Source organism: Enterococcus sp. DIV0294 (genome assembly GCF_050558155.1).
Classification (GTDB): Bacteria; Bacillota; Bacilli; order Lactobacillales; family Enterococcaceae; genus Enterococcus; species Enterococcus faecalis.
The window spans coordinates 759161-783167 of the sequence record NZ_CP187889.1; the positions used below are offsets into that span (position 1 = coordinate 759161).

Annotated in this window: 23 protein-coding genes and 1 riboswitch; of the genes, 16 read left to right on the plus strand and 7 right to left on the minus strand. The window is 37.7% G+C overall.

What is annotated here, in order from left to right:
* Positions 1-35 precede the first annotated feature (35 nt).
* From IGJ20_RS03680 to IGJ20_RS03690, 3 genes are all read left to right on the plus strand, one after another.
* Complete coding sequence (locus IGJ20_RS03680; RefSeq protein ID WP_002355812.1) at positions 36-1427, plus strand: amino acid permease; 1392 nt, start codon at positions 36-38, stop codon at positions 1425-1427.
* A gap of 187 nt (positions 1428-1614) precedes the next feature.
* Entirely contained in the window at positions 1615-3624 is a 2010-nt protein-coding gene (gene metG / locus IGJ20_RS03685) for a methionine--tRNA ligase (protein WP_202522384.1), read from the plus strand.
* A gap of 99 nt (positions 3625-3723) precedes the next feature.
* On the plus strand, positions 3724-3999 hold the full coding sequence (locus IGJ20_RS03690; protein ID WP_002361374.1) for a hypothetical protein: 276 nt from the start codon (positions 3724-3726) through the stop codon (positions 3997-3999).
* A 58-nt stretch (positions 4000-4057) separates the two neighbouring features.
* Here IGJ20_RS03690 and IGJ20_RS03695 read toward each other — a convergent pair whose 3' ends face one another.
* Together IGJ20_RS03695 and IGJ20_RS03700 are read right to left on the minus strand one after the other, a co-directional pair.
* Positions 4058-4663 (minus strand): hypothetical protein, encoded by a 606-nt coding sequence (locus tag IGJ20_RS03695; RefSeq protein WP_002391492.1) that lies wholly within the window; start codon positions 4661-4663, stop codon positions 4058-4060.
* A 120-nt stretch (positions 4664-4783) separates the two neighbouring features.
* Entirely contained in the window at positions 4784-7006 is a 2223-nt protein-coding gene (locus IGJ20_RS03700) for a HelD family protein (protein ID WP_016630153.1), read from the minus strand.
* A gap of 134 nt (positions 7007-7140) precedes the next feature.
* On the opposite strand from IGJ20_RS03700, the gene IGJ20_RS03705 reads away from it, so the two are divergent.
* The 4 genes from IGJ20_RS03705 (at position 7141) to IGJ20_RS03720 (ending at position 10143) form a co-directional block, all read left to right on the plus strand.
* Positions 7141-7911 (plus strand): TatD family hydrolase, encoded by a 771-nt coding sequence (locus IGJ20_RS03705; protein ID WP_002358846.1) that lies wholly within the window; start codon positions 7141-7143, stop codon positions 7909-7911.
* Entirely contained in the window at positions 7908-8492 is a 585-nt protein-coding gene (gene rnmV, locus IGJ20_RS03710; RefSeq protein WP_002378104.1) for a ribonuclease M5, read from the plus strand. Before IGJ20_RS03705 ends, rnmV begins: the two co-directional genes overlap by 4 nt.
* Positions 8493-8510: 18 nt before the next feature.
* A complete protein-coding gene (gene rsmA, locus IGJ20_RS03715) occupies positions 8511-9398 on the plus strand; it encodes a 16S rRNA (adenine(1518)-N(6)/adenine(1519)-N(6))-dimethyltransferase RsmA (protein ID WP_002358849.1) in 888 nt (295 codons plus the stop codon).
* A gap of 127 nt (positions 9399-9525) precedes the next feature.
* A complete protein-coding gene (locus IGJ20_RS03720; RefSeq protein WP_002355821.1) occupies positions 9526-10143 on the plus strand; it encodes a hypothetical protein in 618 nt (205 codons plus the stop codon).
* A 49-nt stretch (positions 10144-10192) separates the two neighbouring features.
* Here IGJ20_RS03720 and IGJ20_RS03725 read toward each other — a convergent pair whose 3' ends face one another.
* Positions 10193-11296: an ABC transporter ATP-binding protein gene (locus IGJ20_RS03725; RefSeq protein WP_002355822.1), complete on the minus strand. Its 1104-nt coding sequence runs from the start codon at positions 11294-11296 to the stop codon at positions 10193-10195.
* A 185-nt stretch (positions 11297-11481) separates the two neighbouring features.
* Between IGJ20_RS03725 and mgsA the strand changes: the two genes are divergently transcribed.
* Positions 11482-11904 carry a methylglyoxal synthase gene (gene mgsA, locus IGJ20_RS03730; protein ID WP_202522385.1) on the plus strand — a complete coding sequence of 141 codons (423 nt, stop codon included), beginning with the start codon at positions 11482-11484 and terminating at the stop codon, positions 11902-11904.
* 66 nt (positions 11905-11970) lie between these two features.
* A riboswitch (THF riboswitch) is annotated at positions 11971-12138 on the plus strand.
* A gap of 30 nt (positions 12139-12168) precedes the next feature.
* Positions 12169-12717, plus strand: a complete 549-nt coding sequence (locus IGJ20_RS03735; protein ID WP_202522386.1) for a folate family ECF transporter S component — start codon at positions 12169-12171, stop codon at positions 12715-12717.
* 51 nt (positions 12718-12768) lie between these two features.
* Here the strand turns inward: IGJ20_RS03735 and IGJ20_RS03740 are convergent, their stop codons facing one another.
* Both IGJ20_RS03740 and IGJ20_RS03745 read right to left on the minus strand, forming a co-directional pair.
* Positions 12769-14535: an ABC transporter ATP-binding protein gene (locus tag IGJ20_RS03740; RefSeq protein ID WP_202522387.1), complete on the minus strand. Its 1767-nt coding sequence runs from the start codon at positions 14533-14535 to the stop codon at positions 12769-12771.
* Positions 14525-16252 (minus strand): ABC transporter ATP-binding protein, encoded by a 1728-nt coding sequence (locus IGJ20_RS03745; RefSeq protein ID WP_202522388.1) that lies wholly within the window; start codon positions 16250-16252, stop codon positions 14525-14527. Before IGJ20_RS03745 ends, IGJ20_RS03740 begins: the two co-directional genes overlap by 11 nt.
* Positions 16253-16377: 125 nt before the next feature.
* Here IGJ20_RS03745 and IGJ20_RS03750 point away from each other — a divergent pair, with 125 nt between their 5' ends.
* The 3 genes from IGJ20_RS03750 to IGJ20_RS03760 all read left to right on the plus strand — a co-directional run bounded on the left by IGJ20_RS03750 (position 16378) and on the right by IGJ20_RS03760 (position 19274).
* Positions 16378-17145, plus strand: a complete 768-nt coding sequence (locus IGJ20_RS03750) for a putative ABC transporter permease (protein WP_430605255.1) — start codon at positions 16378-16380, stop codon at positions 17143-17145.
* Between the two features lie 248 nt (positions 17146-17393).
* The gene (locus tag IGJ20_RS03755; protein ID WP_407027256.1) at positions 17394-18614 is read left to right on the plus strand and encodes a 3D domain-containing protein; all 1221 of its coding nucleotides are present in this window, start codon (positions 17394-17396) and stop codon (positions 18612-18614) included.
* 96 nt (positions 18615-18710) lie between these two features.
* Entirely contained in the window at positions 18711-19274 is a 564-nt protein-coding gene (locus tag IGJ20_RS03760) for a GNAT family N-acetyltransferase (protein WP_002355832.1), read from the plus strand.
* Between the two features lie 45 nt (positions 19275-19319).
* Here IGJ20_RS03760 and IGJ20_RS03765 read toward each other — a convergent pair whose 3' ends face one another.
* The gene (locus tag IGJ20_RS03765; protein WP_016622782.1) at positions 19320-19844 is read right to left on the minus strand and encodes an LURP-one-related/scramblase family protein; all 525 of its coding nucleotides are present in this window, start codon (positions 19842-19844) and stop codon (positions 19320-19322) included.
* A gap of 51 nt (positions 19845-19895) precedes the next feature.
* Entirely contained in the window at positions 19896-20765 is an 870-nt protein-coding gene (locus IGJ20_RS03770; protein ID WP_002383369.1) for a Cof-type HAD-IIB family hydrolase, read from the minus strand.
* A gap of 133 nt (positions 20766-20898) precedes the next feature.
* Here IGJ20_RS03770 and IGJ20_RS03775 point away from each other — a divergent pair, with 133 nt between their 5' ends.
* The 4 genes from IGJ20_RS03775 (at position 20899) to IGJ20_RS03790 (ending at position 23868) form a co-directional block, all read left to right on the plus strand.
* Positions 20899-21579 carry a uracil-DNA glycosylase gene (locus IGJ20_RS03775; RefSeq protein WP_202522389.1) on the plus strand — a complete coding sequence of 227 codons (681 nt, stop codon included), beginning with the start codon at positions 20899-20901 and terminating at the stop codon, positions 21577-21579.
* Positions 21580-21734: 155 nt separating this feature from the next.
* Complete coding sequence (pta, locus tag IGJ20_RS03780) at positions 21735-22718, plus strand: phosphate acetyltransferase (RefSeq protein WP_002355836.1); 984 nt, start codon at positions 21735-21737, stop codon at positions 22716-22718.
* A 141-nt stretch (positions 22719-22859) separates the two neighbouring features.
* The gene (tsaE, locus tag IGJ20_RS03785; RefSeq protein WP_025189182.1) at positions 22860-23354 is read left to right on the plus strand and encodes a tRNA (adenosine(37)-N6)-threonylcarbamoyltransferase complex ATPase subunit type 1 TsaE; all 495 of its coding nucleotides are present in this window, start codon (positions 22860-22862) and stop codon (positions 23352-23354) included.
* Entirely contained in the window at positions 23347-23868 is a 522-nt protein-coding gene (locus IGJ20_RS03790) for a GNAT family N-acetyltransferase (protein WP_002383374.1), read from the plus strand. The genes tsaE and IGJ20_RS03790 overlap by 8 nt, the downstream gene beginning before the upstream one ends.
* The last annotated feature ends 139 nt before the right edge of the window (positions 23869-24007 follow it).

Sequence of the window (24007 nt, forward strand, 5' to 3'; positions counted from 1 at the left end):
TTTATTTACGCTTATTTTTTTACGGGGGTAAACACATGTCTATTTTCAGAAAAAAAGAAATCACTGTGCCTGTCAATGACAGTGGTGGGATGAAAAAAAATCTTAAGACGATGGACTTAATTTTTCTAGGAATTGGGGCTGTAGTAGGAACAGGGATTTTTGTTGTGACAGGTGTCGCAGCGGAACGCTATGCAGGTCCAGGGCTCGTCTTATCATTTCTGGTAGCAGCAGCCGCGATTATTTTATCTGGTTTATGCTATGCAGAATTTGCATCACGTATTCCGGTCATTGGCGGGCCGTATGCCTACATGTATGTGGTCTTTGGAGAAATTGTGGCTTGGATGACTGGTTGGATGATTATTTGTGAGTTTTTCTTGGCGGTTTCATCCGTTGCTTCAGGTTGGTCAGGCTATGTCCATGGCTTTTTGGATAGCTTAGGTTTTTCTTTGCCGCAAGCGTTAAGTGGCGCTTATAATCCAACAAATGGTACATATATTGATTTGATTGCCATGTTGGTCGTTGTAGCCGTAACTTTTTGGGTATCTTTAGAAGCGAAAACAGCGTTACGTTTAAATAACTTAATGGTTTTCGTGAAGTTTGGGATTATTTTATTATTTGTTCTCGTTGGGATCTTTTATGTGAAACCAACGAACTGGCAACCATTTATTCCTTATGGTTTTTCAGGCGTTTTCAGTGGTGCTGCCTTAGTTTTCTTTGCCTTTCTAGGGTTTGATGCGGTCAGCATGGCCGCGGAGGAAGTGAAGAATCCGAAAAAAGATATTCCAAAAGGGATTATTGGTTCCATTATTATTTCAACATTGTTATATATTGTTGTTACGTTAGTTTTAACTGGGATTGTTCCATTTACGGATTTAGGGGTCAAAGATCCGGTGGCTTTTGCGATGCGCTTCATTAATCATGGCGCAATTGCGACAATCATTTCAGTTGGTGCTATTTTAACCTTATTAACAGTGACGATTGCGATGATGTACAGTTTAGCCCGTGTGATTTATGCGATTAGTAAAGATGGATTATTGCCGCAGTTTATGAGCAAAATCGATGAGAAGCGGCACACACCTAAAAATGCAACCTATGTAGCTGGATTTTTAGCAATGGTTTTTGCTGGGATTGTTCCAATGGAGATGTTGGCTGAACTTACAAATATCGTGACACTCTTTTATCTGATGTTTCTCGCTTTAGGAATTATCAAATTACGGACAATGAAAGGAGAACCGCAAGCAGGTGAATTTAAAGTACCACTTGTGCCGGTTCTACCATTAATTTCAATCGTGGTTTGCGCGGCTTTGATGTTCCAATTGTCTTTAGCTACTTGGCAAGTATTTGGCATAGCCGTAGTGATTGGTTTGGCTATTTATTTCTTTTATGGACGACACCATAGTATCGTTCGTTTCGAGACAAAAGAATAAAAATGAACGAAAAAAGAGAGGAATACTTGTCAAATAGACAGGTGTTTCTCTCTTTTCTTTCTGGCATTTTCTTCATTTTCAAGAGAAAACCGACAAGAAATATAGTTTAATAATGTCTAATTATGGTATACTGTTTAGGAGTAAATCCTGAGGGTTTAGGAAAATGACTAAAGGAGGTTTTTTCTGTATGTCACAGAAAGAAACATTTTATATTACCACCCCAATTTATTACCCAAGTGGGAAGTTACATATTGGGAATTCATATACAACAATCGCCTGCGATGCAATGGCCCGTTACAAGCGTTTAATGGGTTTTGATGTATTTTATTTAACAGGTGTGGATGAACACGGCCAAAAAATTGAAAAAAAAGCTGCTGAGTTGAATGTGACACCAAAAGAGTACGTTGATAAAATGGCAGCAGATGTTCAAAAATTATGGAAAACATTAGATATCAGCTATGATAAATTTATTCGGACAACGGATGATTATCACATGGCAGCCGTGCAACAAATTTTTGATCGTTTAGTAGAACAAGGAGATATCTACCTTGGAGAATATGAAGGTTGGTATTCAGTTTCTGATGAAGAATTTTTCACTGAAACACAATTAGCTGAAGTATATCGTGACGATGAAGGCAATGTCATTGGTGGGAAAGCACCAAGTGGTCATGAAGTTGAATTAGTTAAAGAAGAATCCTATTTCTTCCGCATGAGTAAATATGCGGATCGCTTGGTACAATATTACGAAGAACATCCAGAATTTATTCAACCAGAATCTCGTAAAAATGAGATGCTAAATAACTTCATCAAACCAGGATTGGAAGATTTAGCCGTTTCAAGAACGACTTTCTCTTGGGGAATTCCATTAAAAAATGATCCAAAACATGTGGTTTACGTATGGATTGATGCGTTATCAAACTATATTACAGCACTAGGTTATGGCTCAGAAGATGATTCATTATTCCAAAAATATTGGCCTGCGAACGTGCAAATGGTTGGGAAAGAAATCGTGCGTTTCCATACGATTTATTGGCCAATTATGTTAATGGCCTTGGATTTACCATTACCGAAAAAAGTCTTTGGACATGGTTGGTTATTGATGAAAGACGGAAAAATGTCTAAATCTAAAGGAAATGTTGTTTATCCTGAAATGTTAGTAGAACGCTACGGTCTAGATGCGTTACGTTACTATTTATTACGAGCAATTCCATTTGGTAGTGACGGCGTCTTTACACCAGAAGATTTCGTTTCTCGCTTAAATTATGATTTAGCTAATGACTTAGGAAACTTGTTGAATCGAACAATTGCGATGATTAATAAATATTGTGATGGCAAAGTACCAGCCTATGCTTCAAAAGTTACCCCATTTGATAGTGAACTATCGACAACTGCGGCTAATGTTATTGGAAAATATCATGAAGCAATGGAAAAAATGGAATTTAACACGGCCATTGCAGAAATCTGGACGCTAGTTTCTCGTGCCAATAAATATATTGATGAAACAGCGCCTTGGGTATTGGCTAAAGAAGAAGAGAGACGCAACGAATTAGAAAGTGTCATGATCCATTTAGCGGAAAGCTTACGAATTGTGGCAATCTTATTGCAACCAGTCATGACAGAAACACCAGGGAAAATTTTCGAACAATTAGGCTTAGATCCAGAAACAATGAACATGGAAAATATTCATTTTGGTGAGTTCCCAACAGACGTAACAGTAACAAGTAAAGGAACACCTATTTTCCCACGTTTAGAAATTGAAACAGAAGTAACGTATATTCAAAAGAAAATGTCCCAAAGCGAAAGTGCTACAGAAGAGGATATTAAATGGAATCCAGAAGAAACAACGTTGGTTTCAACGAAAGAAAAACAAATTAAGTACGATGATTTCGATAAAGTGGAATTAAAAGTTGCCGAAGTTATTGACTGTAAAAAAGTCAAAGGAGCAGATAAATTATTGCAATTCCGTTTAGATGCTGGAGATGAAAACCATCGTCAAATTCTTTCAGGTATTGCTGAATTTTATCCAGATCCAGCTGCGCTAATTGGCAAAAAAGTAGTCATTGTGGCTAACTTAAAACCAAGAAAAATGCGTGGTCAAATTAGCCAAGGAATGATTCTTTCAGCTGAATCACCAGAAGGGAAACTTCAAATTGTTGAAGCACCAAAAGAAATGCCAAATGGTGCAGGAATCGCATAAAAGCATAAGTGGTAAAGATAAAAGGTGAATTGTAACCTTTTATCTTTACTACTTTTTTTGTATACTAGAAGAAAAGTGATTTGATGTGGGGGAAGTTTGATGGCTTATCATAAATTTAAATTTTATGAGCAACGAAAAAATGATCCTAAATGGCGTCCGTATTATTTAGAAGCTATGAGAGTAAGGGAACAAGCACGGCTAACAGTACAACGTAGAAAAAGAAGGGCAAGAATTAGAACCTTTTTAGTGGTTGCGATACTGGTTATTTTAGTTTTTCTGTTATTGGCTCATTGGACATATTCACAAACAAATGAACTCTCTTTCTCCAGTTTTATCGACGTCCTAAAATCGAAAATCAACGAATTTTTAAATTAAAAGAATCGAAGAAAAGCCTAGAAAAAATCATTTGCGATTTTTCCTAGGCTTTTCTATTTTAGAGTTTCACTTTTTTAGGTATTCGTTTTTTACCAAAACGGCCTTTCGTTAGGCGACTTGGTAAAATGATCAGTAAGAGTGAAAAAGGGACACTAATAATTTGCCACGTGAGTAAACGGCCTAAGCTATTATTTTTATAGAGCCACTCTAATATAAAATGCAGCCCTAAAATACTTAACAAAGCCAAGCCTGTCAGGAAATAAGGCGTTGATACCCAGTTGGTCGTTTTCAAGAGACTAAAACCTAAAGGAACTAGATAAAAGTAAGCACTTGTTAAAGTAATACGCCAACTTTTCATAACGGTGCCTAAATTAATTATAAAAAAAAGTAAAGATAGGACTAAAGCGAAAGGTGGAAACAAAGCCACTAACGCCGAATAGATGGTTCCCCAGACGAGCATTAAGGGACCTTTAACAATAGCGGCAATAAGTGTAAACAAGCCAATTAGGAGTAACTGCTGTGTCAGTGAGCCAAAGGTTAGCAAGCCAAATAAAATAAGCAGTAGCCAGTGCCAAATGGTTTGGTTTTGTTGTTTTCGCTCAATAGTTACATTTTTTTGGATAGAGGTTTTTAAAAAATTTTCTAAATCAGGTGATTGTTTCACCTTCTCACGCTCCTCTCAACTTAAGAGACAACAAACGAGTAGGTCTGCTAATTAAAAAGCAGTGCCTACTCGTCTATTATAAGTGGTTTTTCTAAAAATAAAATCCGCCTTAAGTCTCAGTTACTGGGCTGCCAAGTAAGGTGTAAACCATTCAGAAAGTGTGCCGGTATAAGGTAAAACGACCCGTTTCATTCCACGAGAAATAGCAGTATACAGGATTTTTTTATCTCGTTTATTGTCGGAATAACGATTAACATTTGGGTTATGAAGAATTACATTATCAAATTCTAGACCTTTTGCCATATCAATTGATAAAACTTGCAGTGACGGATGTTCTTCCAATGAAAGAGAAGCACTAAGTTCTTTTGTTAATTGTTCTTTTTCTGCAAAAGTTTTAGTAATAATGGCGGTGCTTTCTTTCGGATCAAAAGTTGCAATGGAAGTGACGATTGCTTTAAGATAGTCAGACGCAGAGTCACAAGGAATAAATGTCGGCTTTTCTCCATCATGCCGGATGGGCACAATGGTTAATTGCTCTGGTTGAGTGCCTAATGTTTGGAAGAGTCGTGTAATTTCTTTACTTGAACGATAGCTGTTTAATAATTGATAGGTTCCAACAGAACGGCTGGTTTCGTTAACCAATAAATCATGGGCTTCAGAAAATTCAATGGCTGTATTAAAAATGGCTTGATTTTCATCACCAGCTAAAGTAAAACTAGCTTTAGGGAAAAGTGTCAGCAGTAATAATAATTGGGCTTCTGTATAATCTTGGACTTCATCGACTAGGATAAAAGCCATTTGCTGGTTGGCGAGGTTTTCAATAAATGCATGTTTCACCAAAATAAGGGCCACAATTTCATCGGCTGTGAAAACAGCTGTCTCTTTTTGATACGATTTTTCAGTGAATAAAGAATAAAACGTTTCAAAAAAGGCCCATTGATCTAGCCAAGCATCATTTTTAATAGCGGCAGTGATAGAGCGATATTTTTTCTTCAAACGTTTTAAAGCAAAATCAGCCAGATGTTTTTCATTATCTTCGGTAATCACTGTGCCAAAATAACGAACTTGTTCAGCTTCTGTTAAATCTTGGAATTGATCCAACATTTTTTTAGAATGGGCTTGTTTTAATAAGTACCGTGTCCAAAGACTGGTTAATTTTTCTTTTGTGGCTGAAATTCGTTGGCGAATACTCAAGTCAGCTGGTGTTTCTTGATAAAGTTTAAAAATTGTTTCTGAAGTAAATAAGGTCTGCTTTTTAAAAGTTAAAGGACGGAAAAAATGTGGCTGCACAACCGCTTTTTCAGGATTGCTTAAAAGAAACGTTGCAAATTCTTTTGAACGAATAACGTGCTCTTGCTCCGTTGCCTCAGAGCGAGTAATGCGTTCGAAATAGTCCGTTTCTTCTTCCATTGGCCATGCTTCTTTGGTAGTGAAGCGTAAAAATTGTAAAAGAGTCAAATTCAAGGGATTTCGTTCGCCTAAATTCGGTAAAACTTGAGAAATATAATCAATAAATGTTGAATTTGGTGAAAGTAATAAAATATTATCCGCTGTAATTTCTGCTCGATGTTGATAAAGTAAATAAGCAATCCGTTGCATAATCGCAGACGTTTTCCCACTACCAGCAATCCCGTTGACTAGTAGGAGTGGCTGCGTTTCGTCACGAATTATTTGATTTTGTTCTTGTTGAATGGTTGTCGTAATGTCCTTCATATAAGGAGAAGCATCTTCTTCTAAAGAATGCAATAACACATCATCTTGAATCGCAATGGTTGTGTCAAAATAGTTGATTAATTGATCTTTTTCAATAATTAACTGTCTTTTCAAATCAAGTTGTACAGGAATGGTTTGTTGATGTGCCGTGTAGGCTGTTTTCCCTAAAACATTATCATAAAATAACGAAGCAATCGGTGAGCGCCAATCGTGAATGCGCGTTTCTTCTTCTAAAGAAGTAAAATCGTTTACGCCAATATAAAAGTTTTCTGGCTCTTCAGGGCTGTCTTCAAAAGTCACGCCAATTTTGCCAAAATAAGGAACTTGTAATAGGCGTTTCACTTTGTCTAAATTTTTAGCCGTTGCTTCATTTTTTAAGTTCCACTGATCAATTTCACGGTTCTTCATTTCCAACATGGCAAACGTTTCTAGATTATCGGCATAACTATCAAAATTCAGCTTAGAATCGCGACCAAATTCCTCTAGCATATGTTTGCCATCTTTCATTGTGTTCGCCAATTGCTCTTCGTAAACTTTTTTAGCCGCTTGCAGCTCATGATAAACCGTTGTTAAATGCTGTTGTTCATAAATTTTTTCATCGGTCATGGAGATTCCTCCTTTTAATAACATGACTGAATAGTATACGTTACTTTTAGCATAAATGCAAGCGCTGTTTATGAGGAAATGGCGAATCTTGTCGCCTAGTCATTCAGATTTTTCAAGAAATATGATAAAGTAGAGAGGAGATAAAGGAGGCAATCATAATGATTTTTGATACACATACACATTTGAATGCAGAACAATTTAATGATGATATTCCAGAAACGATTGCACATGCCCAAGAATTGGGTGTTACAGAGATGGCCGTGGTCGGTTTTGATGAACCAACGATTGAAAAATCTCTTTTACTTAGTCAGGAATATGCCAATATTTATAGTATCATTGGTTGGCATCCAACAGAAGCGGGTAGCTATACGCCAGAGGTTGAACGACGATTACAAGAACAATTAACGTTGCCAAAAATTGTCGCATTAGGTGAAATCGGTCTTGATTATTACTGGATGGAGGATCCTAAAGAGGTGCAAGAAAAAGTCTTTCGCCGTCAAATTGCGATTGCTCGGGAAATGAATTTACCGTTTAGTGTGCATACGAGAGAGGCATTAGAAGATACCTATCGAATTTTAAAAGATGAAAAAATTTCAGATATTGGTGGAATCATGCATAGTTTCAGTGGTGATGCCGAGTGGATGAAGAAATTTTTAGATTTAGGTCTGCATATTTCTTTTAGTGGGGTCGTGACGTTTAAAAAAGCGTTGGATGTTCAAGAAGCGGCGATGGCGGTACCACTTGAACGAATGTTGGTGGAAACAGATGCACCCTATTTAGCCCCGGTTCCTTATCGTGGTAAACGGAATGAACCAGGCTATACACGATACGTAGTGGAAAAAATTGCTGAATTACGACAACTAACCTTTGAAGAAGTGGCAGAACAAACGAGAGTCAACGCTCATCGCTTGTTTCGGATAGATAAATGAAAGAAAAAATGAAAGTTGCAGAAATCATTGTCGTTGAAGGGAAAGACGACACACGCCGCATTCAAGAGGTAGTTGAAGCGGATACGATTGAAACGATTGGTTCTGCTATCAATGATGAAATTTTGACACAAATTGAACACGCACAAGAAACGAGAGGCGTGATTATTTTTACAGATCCAGACTATTCGGGCGAAAAAATTCGTAAAACAATAATGGAAGTTGTCCCTGATGCAAAGCATGCTTTTTTATCAAGAAAAGTTGCAGTGCCTAAAAAAAATGGTGGTAGCCTAGGGGTTGAACATGCTAGTGATGAAGCAATTATTGAAGCCTTAAAAAAAGTCGTAACACCTGTTCAAGCTGGTGAAGACTATCAAGAAATTCCTAGACAAACACTAGTTGAATATGGTTTAATAGCGGGAGCAAATGCCAAAAAATACCGTGAATTATTAGGAGATGACCTAAGAATTGGCTATACAAATAGCAAACAGTTAGTCAAACGGTTAAGCATGTTTCGGATTACAGAAGCAGAATTGAAAGAAAGCATGACGCGTATTTTAAAAGAACTTGCAAACGAAGAATAACTACATGGAGGAACAAGCGTGACGGACTATAAAGAAATTGCCACACCATCCAGAACCAAAGAAATACTAAAAAAGCATGGATTTTCATTTAAAAAGAGTTTAGGTCAAAATTTTTTGACAGAGCCTAATATTTTAAGAAAAATTGTAGAAACAGCGGGAATTAATCAGCAGACAAATGTTGTCGAAGTCGGGCCTGGAATTGGTGCATTAACAGAGCAATTAGCGATGAACGCGGCACAAGTTGTGGCTTTTGAGATTGATGATCGCTTGATTCCTGTCTTAGCAGATACCTTAAGTCGCTATGATAATGTAACAGTGGTGCATCAAGATGTTTTAAAAGCTGATTTGGTCGAGACAACCAACCAAGTTTTTCAAGAGAAGTATCCGATTAAAGTGGTGGCTAACCTACCTTACTATATTACTACGCCAATTATGATGCATTTTTTAGAATCTTCTTTAGATGTAGCTGAAATGGTTGTGATGATGCAAAAAGAGGTCGCTGATCGAATTGCTGCTAAACCAGGAACGAAAGCTTATGGCTCATTATCAATTGCTGTCCAATATTTTATGGAAGCAAGTGTCGCCTTTATTGTGCCAAAAACAGTTTTTGTGCCGCAGCCCAATGTTGACTCGGCGATTATTAAATTGACGCGCCGTGCTACACCAGCAGTGACAGTGACCAATGAAAAAGAATTTTTCAAATTAACCAAAGCCAGTTTCCAATTAAGACGTAAAACATTGTGGAATAACTTAACGCATTTTTATGGGAAAGATGAACAAACGGTGGCTTGGCTAAAAGAGAGCCTAGCTGAAGCAGAAATTGATCCTTCTAGACGTGGTGAAACATTGTCTTTAGAAGAATTCGCTCGTTTAAGTAATGCTTTAGAAAAAAATAAACCAGTATAAAAAAGAACTTTCTGTTATTTATGAGAAATAACAGAAAGTTCTTTTATGTGTCTTGACACATTGCGGCTGTTCAGCTACACTTGAGAAAAACAAAAAGGTGTCATGACACCTTTAGGAGGCAGTTTTAATGAAAACAAACTCAGTAAAACGTTTAACAATTTCAGCACTTTTAATTGCAATGGGGATTATCATTCCAATGGTTATGCCAAGAATTACCATTGGTCCAGCCAGTTTTACATTAGCAAGTCACGTCCCAGTTTTTATTGCCATGTTTATTTCTCCAGTGGTGGCAATTGCGGTTAGTCTAGGAACAGGTTTTGGTTTTTTCTTATCCGCAACACCGATTATTGCTTTGCGGGCCTTATCTCATTTGATTTTTGCAGTCATTGGCGCAGTGATTTTACAAAAGCATCCAGAAATTTTAATCAATAAAGAGGGGAAATTCACTTTATTAAATGGGAAATTACAGTTGTTTAACGTGGGAATTGGAGTGATTCATTCCGCTGCCGAGCTAGTGGTTGTTTCTGTATTTTACACAATGGGCAACTTGCCAGGAACCTATTATACAGCCGGCTTCATGTATTCTATTTTTCTTTTGATGGGCGTTGGTGGATTAATTCATAGTTTGGTGGATTTCAGTATTGCCTACTTTTTAGCAAGTACCTTAAGTAAACATGTAGATATTCCAACTTTTACAGAAGCGAAACAACCCAAAGTGATAAAGAAGAAGGTTAAATTAGCATAAAGAGAAACAATTGAGGCATCCGTCATTGTGACGGATGCCTCGAGATTTTTTATTTAATGACTTCTTCTGTTTGAGGGTCGAAGAAATGTCCTTTGTTAATATCAAAAGCTAAGTCAATCATTTCACCAGGATGGTGGAAGTCACGAGCATCTACTTTTGAGATAAACTCTGTATCACCAATTTTTGTATAAAGCATGGATTCAGCCCCTAATAATTCAGAAACAACTACTTCAGATTTAATCACCGCATCTTTCATTGCTGTTAAAGCCACTTGTTCGCTATGAATATCTTCTGGACGAATACCGAAAATTAATTCTTTGCCTTCATAACCATGTTCAACAAGCTCTTTGTTTCTTCCTTCAGGAATTGCTAGTTTTAAGCCATGTTGGTTAGAAATAACCCCATTGTTTAAGGTAACTTTGAAGAAATTCATGGCAGGTGAGCCGATGAACCCAGCTACGAACATATTTTTAGGTGTATTGTAAACTTCTTTTGGTGAACCAATTTGTTGAATAAAGCCATCTTTCATAATTACGATTCGATCAGCCATGGTCATCGCTTCGGTTTGGTCATGTGTCACATAAATTGTCGTAGTTTCTAAACGTTGGTGTAGTTTAGCGATTTCAGCACGCATGGCTACACGTAATTTTGCATCCAAGTTTGATAAAGGTTCATCCATTAAAAAGACTTTGGCATCACGGACGATTGCCCGCCCAAGTGCAACACGTTGGCGTTGTCCACCAGAAAGCGCCGCAGGTTTACGCTGTAGGTACTCTGTTAAGCCCAAAATATCCGCAGCATTTTCCACCCGTTTTTTAATTTCAGCTTTATCATATTTTCTTAGTTTTAAACCAAAAGCCATGTTATCAAAAACAGTCATATGCGGATAAAGCGCATAGTTTTGGAAAACCATGGCAATATCACGATCTTTCGGTGCAACGTCATTCATGACTTTGTCCCCAATTGATAATTCACCTTCAGTAATATCTTCTAAGCCAGCAATCATGCGCAATGTTGTTGATTTACCGCAACCAGAAGGTCCGACAAAGACGATAAATTCACGGTCTGTAATTTCTAAGTTAAAATCTGTAACAGAATAATGTTCTGCATTGTCATATTTTTTATACACATTTCTAAGCGCCATTTCCACCATTTGATACGTCACTCTTTTCTTTTTGATTTGTTACTCATAGTTTAAATGAAAACGCTATCTTTCGGCAAGGGAGAGTTGCACAAGAAAAAGAAGACTTTTTCGTCAAGGTGACAAAGGACAAACACTCTCAGCGGATTTATCGATAAACTTTTGTTATAATATAACAAAGACAGGAGTTGGATAACATGAAAATCGCTTTAATCGCTCATGATCGTAAAAAAACATTAATGATCAAACTAGCAACCGCTTATAAACATATTTTAGAAAAACATGAATTGTATGCAACGGGAACGACAGGCATGAAAGTGATGGAAGCAACTGGCTTACCCGTGCATTGCTTTAAATCGGGGCCATTAGGTGGGGATCAACAGATTGGCGCAATGATATCAGAAGACAACATTGATTTAGTTATTTTTTTAAGAGATCCTCTTTCCGCACAACCGCATGAACCAGACGTGACGGCTTTGATTCGTCTAAGTGATGTCTATGAAATTCCTTTAGCGACCAATATCGGCAGTGCTGAAATTCTTTTGAGAAGTGTCGAGGCGGGGTTTGCGGACTTCCGTGAGGTCATCCATGAAGGGGATCGTCGACCGTTAGCTTTTTAGAGAACCTTAATGGTTATTTTGATTATTTTGTGGTATATTTTATGAGGACTTTTGTCCAAATAAAATAACAGAGTAGGAGACAAAGCGTTAAGTGCTAAAAGGATGGGATGTTGCCTTTTGGACGAAGAACATAAACAGTGTGTTGCTAGAAAGCAAAGGTTCTTACTTTGCTTATCATCAGAACAACACGTTCAGCTTTTTAATGTTCGCGGTTTTGTTTTCGCATTCGCTGCATGGTTCGTCATGTAGCAGCTCTTAGAGGAGATGCTAAAAATGACAAAGAAAAAATTTGGCACAAAATCCATTGCGTTAATGGGCGTACTCATTGCGGTGGTCGTTGTCTTTTCACGCTTTTTTGCGTATGAAACAACGTTTTTAAAAATCAGTTTCACATTTATCCCAGAATCATTGATTGGGATGATTTTCGGACCTTTTTGGGCTGGAATCGGCACGGCGGTGGCTGATGTATTAGGAATGCTGCTTTTTCCAAAAGCAGGCTATTTTCCTGGGTTTACTTTAAATGCCTTTTTGGCTGGTGCTATTTATGGTTATTTCTATTATAAGAAAGAAATGACATGGCAACGAGTGATTTTGGCGACATTGTTGGTCACCGTTTTAATTAATATCATTTTAACGCCTTTGTGGTTAAGTTTAATGTATGGAGTCAATCTAGCAAATTTTGCTTGGTGGGTGCCACGCTTAATTAAAACAGTTATTTTCTTTCCTATTCAAGTAATTGCCACTTATTATTTAGGCAATAAAATTCCCTTTAAACGTTTATTTGGAAAGCCATTATCTGAATTAGATCAATAAATTTAAAATTAAAAGAGTCACTTTTCATCATCCCAGAAAAGTGACTCTTTTTTATTGTGCTTTTTGATTAAACTGTGCTTCGTAAAGGTCACGATAATAACCCTGTTCTTTTTGCAATAATTCGTCATGGGTGCCAATTTCAACCACTTGACCATTATCCATAACTAGAATTTTTTCAGCACTTTTGATTGTTGCTAAGCGATGGGCAATAACAAAACTGGTCCGGCCAGTCATCATTTGTAAAAAAGCATCCTGAATTTTTTGCTCGGTCAATGTATCAACTGAACTGGTCGCTTCATCTAAAATAAGCATCGGCGGATTACTAATCATCGTGCGTGCAATAGTCATTAATTGTCGTTGTCCTTCAGAAATTTTAACGCCTTGGGAACCAATCTCGGTATCTAGTCCTTGAGGTAAACGCATGACGAAATCAAAAATATGGGCTTTTTTTATGGCTTCTATAATTTCTTCGTCAGAGGCTTCAGGATTTCCGTACGTTAAATTTTCCCGAATGGAGCTATCGAATAGCCAAGTATCTTGGAGAACCATACCAAAACTTTTTCGCAAGCTATCCCGAGTAATTTGAGTAATGTCGTGAGTATCAACCGTAATTTGACCATGGTCGACCTCGTAAAAGCGCATTAACAAATTCACTAATGTTGATTTACCCGCACCAGTTCGCCCAACAATGGCAATTGTTTCTCCTGGTTCAGCAATTAAATTAAAGTTTTCGATTAAAGGTCGCGTCGGCGTGTAAGAAAAATCAACGTCTTTAAATTCAACACGGCCTCGCGCTTCTTTCAAAACAATTGCGTTCGGGGCATCAGGACGTTCAACTGGTTGATCCATCATATCAAAGGTACGTTCCAATCCAGCTAAGGCGGCTTGGATTTGGTTGGTGATTCCTGAGAGTTCAATAAAAGGTTTAGAAAATTGACTAGAGTAAATGGTGAAACTGGAAATAACACCAACTGTGACTAAAGGATTGCCACTTAAAACTAACAAGCCACCGACTAATCCAATTGATAAATAAGATAAATGATCGATAAATCGAGAAAGTGGGTTGGTTAAGGAAGAAGAAAACTGAGCCTTCTGTCCTTTTTCATACAACGTTTGATTCAATGCTTCAAATGTTTCTTGCGTAGCTTGTTCTTGTTGAAAGGCTTTAACAATTTTTTGGTTGCCAACCATTTCTGAAACGAAACCGGAAATTTCACCAACAATCGTTTGTTGTGCAGCAAAGTTTTTTTGTGAAGCTTTTGCAACAAGCCAGTTTACAATAAAAATAATCGGCGTACTGATAAGAACCACTAATGTGAGCAGGGGACTTAGCCGAATCATAAAGAGCAAAGCAACAACGACGGTGGCCATGCCAGAAAATAATTGGTTGAAGACAGCCGAGCAAGCCATTGAAATATTGTCAATATCGTTGGTAAAGCGACTGACGATATTTCCGTGTGACGTTTGGTCATAATAACTTAACGGTAATTGATTTAAATGGGCAAAGGCATCTTTTCTCAGCTGTGTGGTCGATAAATAAGACACGCGATTACCGAGACGTTGAATCAGCCATTGACTTAGAACGGTTACGAGTAAAATCCCTGCTAATAAACCTAAAATTTTGATGAGTTGCGCAGCATTGACTTGTCCTTTACCAACCATTGTATCAACGGATTTACCTATATAATAAGTCATGAGGACAGTCGAAAAACCACTGAGAATTCCTAGGATTAAGGCGCCGATAATTTCTTTTGGATAGCGTAGTAAATACGGCTTAAAACGTGAGAAGGCGCCAAAATGAATTTTTTTAGTTTGCATGGGTATCCTCCTCCTGTGACGCAACGATTTCTTGATACTCTTTAGAAGAAGTAAGTAATTCTTCGTGGGTGCCAAGGCCAGCGACTTTTCCACTATCTAGGACTAAAATTTGATTCGCCGTAGCAATCGAGCTCACGCGTTGTGAAATTAAAATAACGGTTGTCTCTGCTCGTTCTTTTTGTAAAGCACGGCGCAGATTCAAATCTGTTTGATAGTCGAGGGCACTCAAGGAATCATCTAAAATAAGTAAATGTGGTTTCCTAATCAAGGCACGGGCAATGGTCAACCGTTGTCTTTGTCCACCAGAAAAGTTTTTTCCGCTTTCGTTAACAGGCGTGTCTAACCCTTGGTCTAATTGTTCAACAAATTCTTTACATTGGGCGATAGCTAATGCTTCCCAACAGTCTTCATCAGTTGCATTTGGTTTGCCCCATTGTAAGTTTTCTCGAATAGTCCCTGTAAATAAGACGGCAGTTTGTGGGACACTTGCCACTTGTTGGCGTAAAGTAAAGAGCGGCCAATCGCGCACATTTATACCATTAATAAAAAGGTTTCCTGCACTCACATCATAAAATCTGGGAATGAGTTGGGTTAAGGTACTTTTCCCGCTGCCGGTAGGTCCTGTGATGCCGAGAATTGAGCCTTTAGGAATCGTGAAATTGATATTTTCCAAAGCCAAACCGGCCTCTGGTTCATAGCGAAAATCTACATGGTCAAAGGTAATATCACCAAATTGTGGAGATGTTTTTGCTGATTCTGGTGTATCTGTTAACTGGCTTTCTACAGTTAAAACCTCATTGACACGGTTTGCGGAAGCGGCGGCTCGCGTAAAAATTACCACGAGATTAGAAGCAACAATTAAAGCGAGCATCATTTGATTCATATAATTGATCAATGCTAAAACTTCCCCTTGTTGCAGGGAACCGAAAGAAACTTTTAAGCCACTAAAATAAAGTAAAAATAAAATTCCAACATTCATAATCAAAGTGGTTAAAGGTGTTAATAAAGCAGAGACATTCGATACGCGAATGTAAATATCGCCTAAATCATCGGAAGCCTTATCAACATGTCGTTGCTCTGTTTCCTTTCTAGCAAACGCACGGATTACACGGACACCGCTTAAATTTTGACTAATTTGACGGTTTAACCGATCCAAATATTCTTGGACTTTTTGATATAAAGGCACAGTCACTTTAATGATAATAAAGAGAATAAGGCTAAAAATTGGTAAAAGTAATAGGAAAAGAAAGCCCATCTGCACGTCAATGTAAAAAGCCATGACCACAGAACCGATACTTAAAAAAGGTGTCCGAATGACCAACCGAATAAACATCGCTAAAGCCAATTGAAGTTGATTGATATCGTTTGTGATCCGGGTGATGAGGGTATCTGTACCAAAACTATTCAATTCTTTGTGTGAAAGCTGATTAATTTTCTTCATTAATTGATTTCTTAGCTCCGTCCCAAAACCTTGCGAAGCGACTGAAGCATAATATTGACAAATCATGACAAAAAATAAACCAACTAACGACATAACAAGCATCCAGAGGGCCATTTCTATGACAGTCTGTCGGTCGTTTTGACGAATACCGACATCGACTAAGTGAGCCATGAATAAGGGCAAGACTAACTCGAAACAAGCTTCTAAAAATTTGAAGACTGGACCGAGGATAATTTGTTTTCGATAATTTTTTGCGTATTTCAATAAACCAAACATAAGATTCCTCCCTTTGCTGCTCTCATTGTAGCCTAATCTTTCAATGAAAGAAAGTTGTTCGCTACATTTTCTCAACTTCTGGTAAAATAGAAGAAAAGCGCAAAGAAGTGGAGTGTGACAGAAACGTGGAAAAAATGAGTCAGGTTATTTTGTTATTTTTTATTTATTCCTTTATCGGTTGGTTATGGGAAACGGTGTATTGTTCATTAAAAGCTAAAAAATTTGTTTATCGAGGATTTTTGGTAGGACCCTATTGTCCTATTTATGGATTTGGGGTCTTAAGCGTTCTCTATTTTGTGGAACCCTTTGAGAACAATCTCTTGGTATTGTATGTCGGATCGGCTGTTTTAGTGACGATTTTAGAATATGTCACTAGTTATGGCTTGGAAAAACTGTTCCATGCCTCTTGGTGGGATTATCATGATGTACCTTTTAATTTAAACGGTCGCGTGGCTTTACCAGTTTCTCTTTTTTGGGGATTGGGGTGTGTCTTGATTGTCAAAGTTATTCAACCAGAAATCGCCAAAGTTGTCAGCTTTTTACAAGCAACCTTTGGCAACTACTTAGCACTTTGCATAGTGATTGTAATGGGGCTTGACTTAATTTATACGTTGCTGAACATGCAAGGTTTCAAAAAACTTATTACCGAGATGGGCCAAACGTTGGAAACGAACCAACAAGAATTTAAGCAACGGTTGAACACAAAAATGGAAATCGCTACAGCTGATTGGCAGAAGTTAAAAGAACGAACCAAAAAAGAGCATTTCCAAAATTGGTTAAATTTCCAACAACGTCGTTTTATTAACAATTACCCAAAACTAACTTTAAAAAACATTAAAAATTCCAAAGAAGTTCGGCATCTCTTAGAAGATTTGAAGAAAAAGGGCCAATAATTAACAAAAAATATTACAAAATATTTCAATCAATGGTCTAATGGGATGAAAAAAAGAAAAATCGTCAAAAGCTAGTTTTTAAGGCGTCTTAAGAAATTCTTAAAGAATTGAGATAGAAATGGACTAATGAATAAACGCAGGATAAAAAAAGAGTTGCATTTAAATTGTAACAAATTGTAACATGATTGAAATAAAACAAGCCCTCCTGACTAGTATAATGAGTAGGTGTTTTAGATAAGTTAGGAAAGGTGTTGGATTTAGTGAAGGTTAAAAAGTTGATACCATTTTTAACAACAATGATGCTTATCAATTTTGGACTTCCAGTCGCTGCGGCAGCAGAATCACTTGATTCGTTGCAAGAAAAAGAAGCGCAAGCGAAACAATCTGGGGAGTTAATTAGTAAAGAAATCAATTCAGCCTTAGACGATGTAAATGCTAAATATGCGGAAATCGAACGTTTAAAAACGCAAATTTCAAAAGCGGAAGATACGTTGAAAACTTCGAAAGAGGAAATAGAAAAAACAGAAAAAAATATTTCTCGTCGTAAAGAAGCTGTTGGCGATCGTATGAAGGATATTCAATTAAATGGCGACCAACGTACTTGGCAAGCCTTATTAGATGCAGAAAATTTATCAGATTTCTTTAATCGGGCCTACGCCATGACCGTTTTACAAAACTTTGAACGGGAAAAGATTGAAAGCTTAACTAGCGAAAAAGAAAAGTTAGCTGCATTACAGGAAAAAGTTGAAAATACGCAAACAACTTTAAAACAAAATGAAGAGAAATTACAAGTTGAAGCTTCTTCAATGAATAATAAAGTCTCTGAGTTAAAAGAAAAAATGGCGAATAATGAAGAATTATTGGCTCAAATTTCGACAGACAAACAGAAAGAGCAACAACGCTTAGTCAGCGAAAAAGCAGCAGCTGAGGCACAGAAAAAACGTGCGGTAGAAACCGCCAAAGCAGAAGCAGCGAAGAAACAAGCAGCTGCTGACAAACAAGCGCAAGCAGATGCGGCGGCTAAACTAGAAGCCGAAGCTGCTGAAGAGTCAAGCAGTCAAGCATCAAGCTCTTCTACAAGTACGGAAAGCAGTAGCACTGAATCTTCAAGTTCAGCTAGTTCATCCGAATCGTCATCAACGACAGAATCATCGACAGGCGAATCATCAACACCAGGAACTGGCTCTGGTCGTGTGCTTCAGATGGAATCAACCGCTTATTCTTGGCGTGAGCCAGGTGCAAGTAATCTAAGTGCTACTGGTATTGACTTAAGTAAACAAAGCAATGTAGTTGCAGTTGATCCAAGCGTAATTCCTCTGGGCTCATTAGTGAAAGTCTCTGGTTATGGATTTGCTATTGCTGGAGATACAGGTGGCGCTATTCAAGGAAATATTATTGATGTTCATTTTGATTCAATAGACCAATGTCATGTTTGGGGACGACGTCAGGTTACAGTAGAAATTCAATAATAAATTTGTTATACTAAAGACAAGATAAAAGGAATTGGCTAAGTCAGTAATGATAGTAGCCAGTTCTTTTTTAGTTAAATGTAAAGGAGAATTACAATGATTCGCTCGGCAACAAAAGAAGACGGTCAAGCGATTGCTCGGCTGGTCTTAGTTATTTTAAAAGATATGGAGTTACCAATTTTAGAAGAAGTCTCAGAAGAACAAATGATTGACCTGTTAGCAGAGGCAACGGCGTATCCAACCTATCGCTATGGCTATCAACGAATTTTAGTTTATGAACATGCAGGTGAAGTTGCAGGGATTGCTGTCGGCTATCCTGCAGAAGATGAAAAGATTATTGATGAACCTTTAAGAGAAGTCTTTAAAAAACATGGCTTAGCAGAAGATGTTCGGCTATTTATTGAAGAAGAAACTTTGCCTAATGAATGGTATTTAGACACGATTTCAGTGGATGAACGTTTCCGTGGAATGGGCATTGGTTCTAAGTTATTAGATGCTTTACCTGAAGTAGCCAAAGCTAGCGGGAAACAAGCCTTGGGTCTAAATGTTGATTTTGACAATCCCGGGGCGAGAAAGTTATACGCAAGCAAAGGCTTTAAAGATGTCACAACAATGACTATTAGTGGTCACTTATACAATCATATGCAAAAAGAAGTGTAAAAATAACGAAGCTAAAGTCAATCACTTTAGCTTCGTTATTTTTCATTAATCCGTTAAAGGATCAAAATCTAATCCAAAATCATCGGAAGTTTTTTGTTTTTTCTTATTATATAACCAGTAGTCAAGGACAGCTGCTATGCAGATGCACAACGGTGCGTCCTTATCATTGGCAACAGTTAAAACAAAATAGTCGCCTGTACAAAGCATGGTTTTATCCATTGACATAATTTTTTTATGGACTTGATAAATTGAATATTGATGCGCTTTGATATCCCCAACAACTGCCCAGTGAAGGCCTTGAACATAATAGAAATCAGCATTCAAATTGAACAGTTTTCGTAGAGTACCCACTTTTTCAAAACGCTGATATAACTCAAATCGTGTACCGAAAGTCCAAGAAACTTGTTTAATACTGGCTAAAATTTCTCCGTTCATTGCATATAAAGAAAGCGCATCTCCTCGTGTGCCCCAGCGCCCCACCAATAGAAAAAGTGAACGGCCTGCTTGGTCTTTCACGATGGTTCGCGTAACTTTTCCTAACTGTTGTTCTTGAATAAAAAATTCAGACACGACACGATCTCCTTTCTATATATAAATGAGTGCTGTAACTGGTAGTGCTTATTACAAATCTTCTCTTATTGCACGCAGGATGGCTTCGCCAACACCATTTTCTAAATTAGTGGCTGTTTCATATTTAGCGTATTCTTTTAATTCCAGTTCGGCATTGCCCATTGCAAAACTTACCCCAGCCCATTGAATCATGCTGACGTCATTTAAATTATCACCAATAGTCATGACTTGTTCAGCGGGAATCCCACGTTCTTTAGCGACGCGCGCAACCGCAATCCCTTTTTGTGCTAGGCGGTGGTTAATTTCAATATTATTAAGCGCAGAAGAGGTAACAACCAAATCATCTAGTTCTTCTACTTCCATCCCAGCAGGACCTAATACTTTCGGCCCATCCATACTGAAGCCAATAATTTTAAGGACTTCAATCGAATCATCTTTTAAAATGTCGTCTAAACGATCAACATAGGTAATATGCAATAAAGATAGGTGTGCTGAAGCCATGGCGATCGCCACTTTATAAGTTAAATGGGGCATGGATTCTGCAATATGAGCGGCAAAGTTTTCAATTCTTTTTTCTTGATGTTCAGAAAAAATACCTTTATTTGTAGAGATTTCATAGTAAACATTGTGTTGACTCAAAATAGTTAGTACTTCTGTTACTGTTTCTTTTTCGATCCCAGCCGTGAAAAGTGAGTGTCCATCTTTGTCGAACACTTGGGCGCCGTTTAAAGTAATCATGGCGCAGTCAATTCCAGCTTCTTCTAACGCGGGTTTCGCTTCGGTATATGCGCGGCCAGTAGCAACCATAAATTCGATTCCTAAACGTTCCGCTTCGCGAATTGCTGAAGCGTTATCATTTGTGATGCTCATTTTTGCATCTAAAAGTGTTCCATCCATATCTGAAGCAATTAATTTAATCATCGATTCTCTACACCTCATTATCTATTTAAAGCTTACCTATAGTTTACCACGTTTTTCCAAGAGAAAGTACCCAGAAATTTCTTGTCAGGTTTGGAGAAATTCGTTATGCTTAGAGAGCGAAGGAGTGAGCATTATGAAAGAAATTATTCACAATAGTTGGCAAACCGTTTTATCTGCTGAATTTGAAAAACCGTATTATCAAGAATTGCGGGAATTTTTGAAAAAAGAATATCAGACACAAACGATTTATCCAGATATGTATCATTTATTTTCAGCGTTAGAACTAACCCCTTTTGAAAAAGTAAAAGTAGTAATTTTGGGACAAGACCCATATCATGGACCCAATCAAGCACACGGACTAAGTTTCTCTGTCCAGCCGGGTGTGAAAGTGCCGCCATCTCTTGCGAATATTTACAAAGAATTACAAGCTGATTTAGGGTACCAACCCGTCAACCATGGCTTTTTAGAAAGCTGGGCCAAACAAGGCGTGTTATTATTAAATACTGTGTTGACCGTTCGGGCAGGTCAAGCCTATTCCCATCGAGGTAAAGGGTGGGAGCAACTGACAGATGTCATTATCGAAAAGTTGAATGAGCGTGAAAAACCTGTTGTTTTCATTTTATGGGGACGTCCTGCTCAAGAAAAAATTAAAATGATTGATACGACTCGTCATGTGATTATCAAATCGCCACACCCAAGTCCATTGTCAGCACATCGTGGTTTTTTTGGCTCACGTCCGTTTTCTCAAGCGAATGCCGCTCTAGAACGTTTAGGGGAAACGTCGATTGATTGGCAACTTCCTGAAACAGTGTAGTGTAACAGTGTATGCTGTTATAGTGTAGAAGAGTTAGTTTGTGAAAAGTTTATCGGATTATTGGTTTTTTTGACTAATACAGCTAGAAAAAACTGTTATTTTCATTGAGAATAGTGTATGATGGATTTTGTAAATATAAAACTGGAGGGTTTATCGTGGAATTATTCGATAGCTTAAAATTTAAAGTCGTACGCCGTAATATCAAAATTGTTTTCCCTGAAGCAACAGATCCTAGAATCTTAGGTGCTGCTGCCCGCTTAAAATCTGATGAATTAGTAGAACCAATCTTAATTGGTGATCCAACAGATATCGCAAATGCTGCTATGGCTCGTGGAATCAACACATCAAACTTTATTATTATTAATCCAAATGATTATGAAAAATGGGATGAAATGGTCGAAGCATTTGTTGAACGCCGTAATGGAAAAGCTACTAAAGAAGATGCTGAAAAAATCTTAAAAGATGTCAACTATTTCGGTACTATGTTAACTTACATGGGTATTGCTGATGGTATGGTTAGTGGTGCTATCCACTCAACAGGTGATACAGTTCGTCCTGCGTTACAAATCATTAAAACAAAACCAGGTGTGAGCCGTACAAGTGGTGCCTTCTTAATGATTCGTGGTCGTGACCAAGAAAGATATTTATTCTCAGACTGCGCGATTAACGTGAACCCAACTGCACAAGAATTAGCTGAAATTGCTGTTGATAGTGCCAAAACAGCTGAATTATTTGACATTGAACCAAAAGTTTCATTGTTAAGTTTTTCAACAAAAGGTTCTGCAAAAGCACCAGAAGTAACAAAAGTTGCTGAAGCTACAAAAATTGCGCAAGAATTAGCACCTGAATATGCGATTGATGGTGAATTACAATTTGATGCTTCTTACGTATCTTCTGTCGCACAATTAAAAGCGCCCAACTCAAAAGTGGCTGGAGAAGCAACAGTCTTTGTATTCCCAGATTTACAATCAGGAAATATTGGCTACAAAATTGCTCAACGTTTAGGTAACTTTGAAGCAATTGGCCCAATCTTACAAGGATTGAACAAACCAGTTTCTGATTTATCACGTGGTGCAAACGAAGAAGATGTTTATAAATTATCAATCATTACAGCTGCTCAAACATTAATGAACGACTAATTAACTATGTCGAAGCATGATAAATAAGCAAAGTAGAAGTTGAGGTTCCCAGGACACTTGGGCCTCAACTTTATTTTTTTGAAGCTGCCACTAGTCAACTTATTGAATTTTCGGTATACTTTCATACATAGATTCTTGCAGATGGGAGGCAAAAAAATGAACATTGTCCTGAACAATCCATTGGAAACAGAAGCAATTGCTAAAATCATTGGACAAAAGGCACAAGCTGGTGATGTAATTGTCCTGACTGGTGATTTAGGGGCCGGTAAGACGACAATGACGAAAGGGATTGCTTTAGGATTAGGCATTTCCCAAATGATTAAAAGTCCCACCTATACGATTATCCGCGAATATCCACAAGGACGACTTCCGTTATACCATATGGATGTCTACCGTGTTGAAGAGGGTGCGGATGAATTAGGGTTAGATGAGTATTTTGAAGGAGATGGGCTATCCGTTGTAGAATGGGGCAGCTTGATTGAAGAAGAATTGCCAGAAGATTATTTAGAAATTATTTTAAATAAAGATTCTCAAGAAGCTGACAAGAGAGTTCTTGAATTCCGTGGAACTGGTCCATTGGCAGAAGAAAGAATAGCAGAGATTTTACAAGTGTGGGAGGCTCGCGAATATGACTGAACAAACATTTTCTATTCGAGAAGCAGTGCCTACTGATGCGGATCAATTACTATCTGTGATGTCAAAAATTGGGAGTGAAACGCCCTATTTGGTAATGGATGAGCGAGGAATGGCCATGTCGACAACAGAATTGGCTGAAAATCTAGCAACACTCTATGAATCACCAAATAATGTTTTATTGGTGGCATTAGCGGGAAAAGCGATCATTGGGACCGCTTCTGTGTCTGCTTCTTCTAAAAAGCGGATGGAGCATATTGGTGAAATTGGCATTAGTATTTTAAAAGAGTACTGGGGCTATGGACTGGGCAGTATCCTGATGGAAGAACTTATTCGCTGGGCGCATGAAAGTCATGTTATTCGTCGCTTGGAATTAACGGTACAGGATCGTAATCAACGAGCGATTCATGTCTATAAAAAATTAGGTTTTGAAACAGAGGCAATTATGCCTCGGGGCGCCAAAACAGACCAAGGTGAATTTTTAGATGTTCATTTAATGCGTTTGCTGATTGATTAATTATTGGTTAATAATTTTAATTTCTTAAATAATCGAACGATAATTGCATGAAAAAACAAAATTTTCGCAATTATCGTTTGTTTCATATTTATTTTTCTGATATTTTTGTTATAATTATAGAAGAATTTAACGAAAAAAT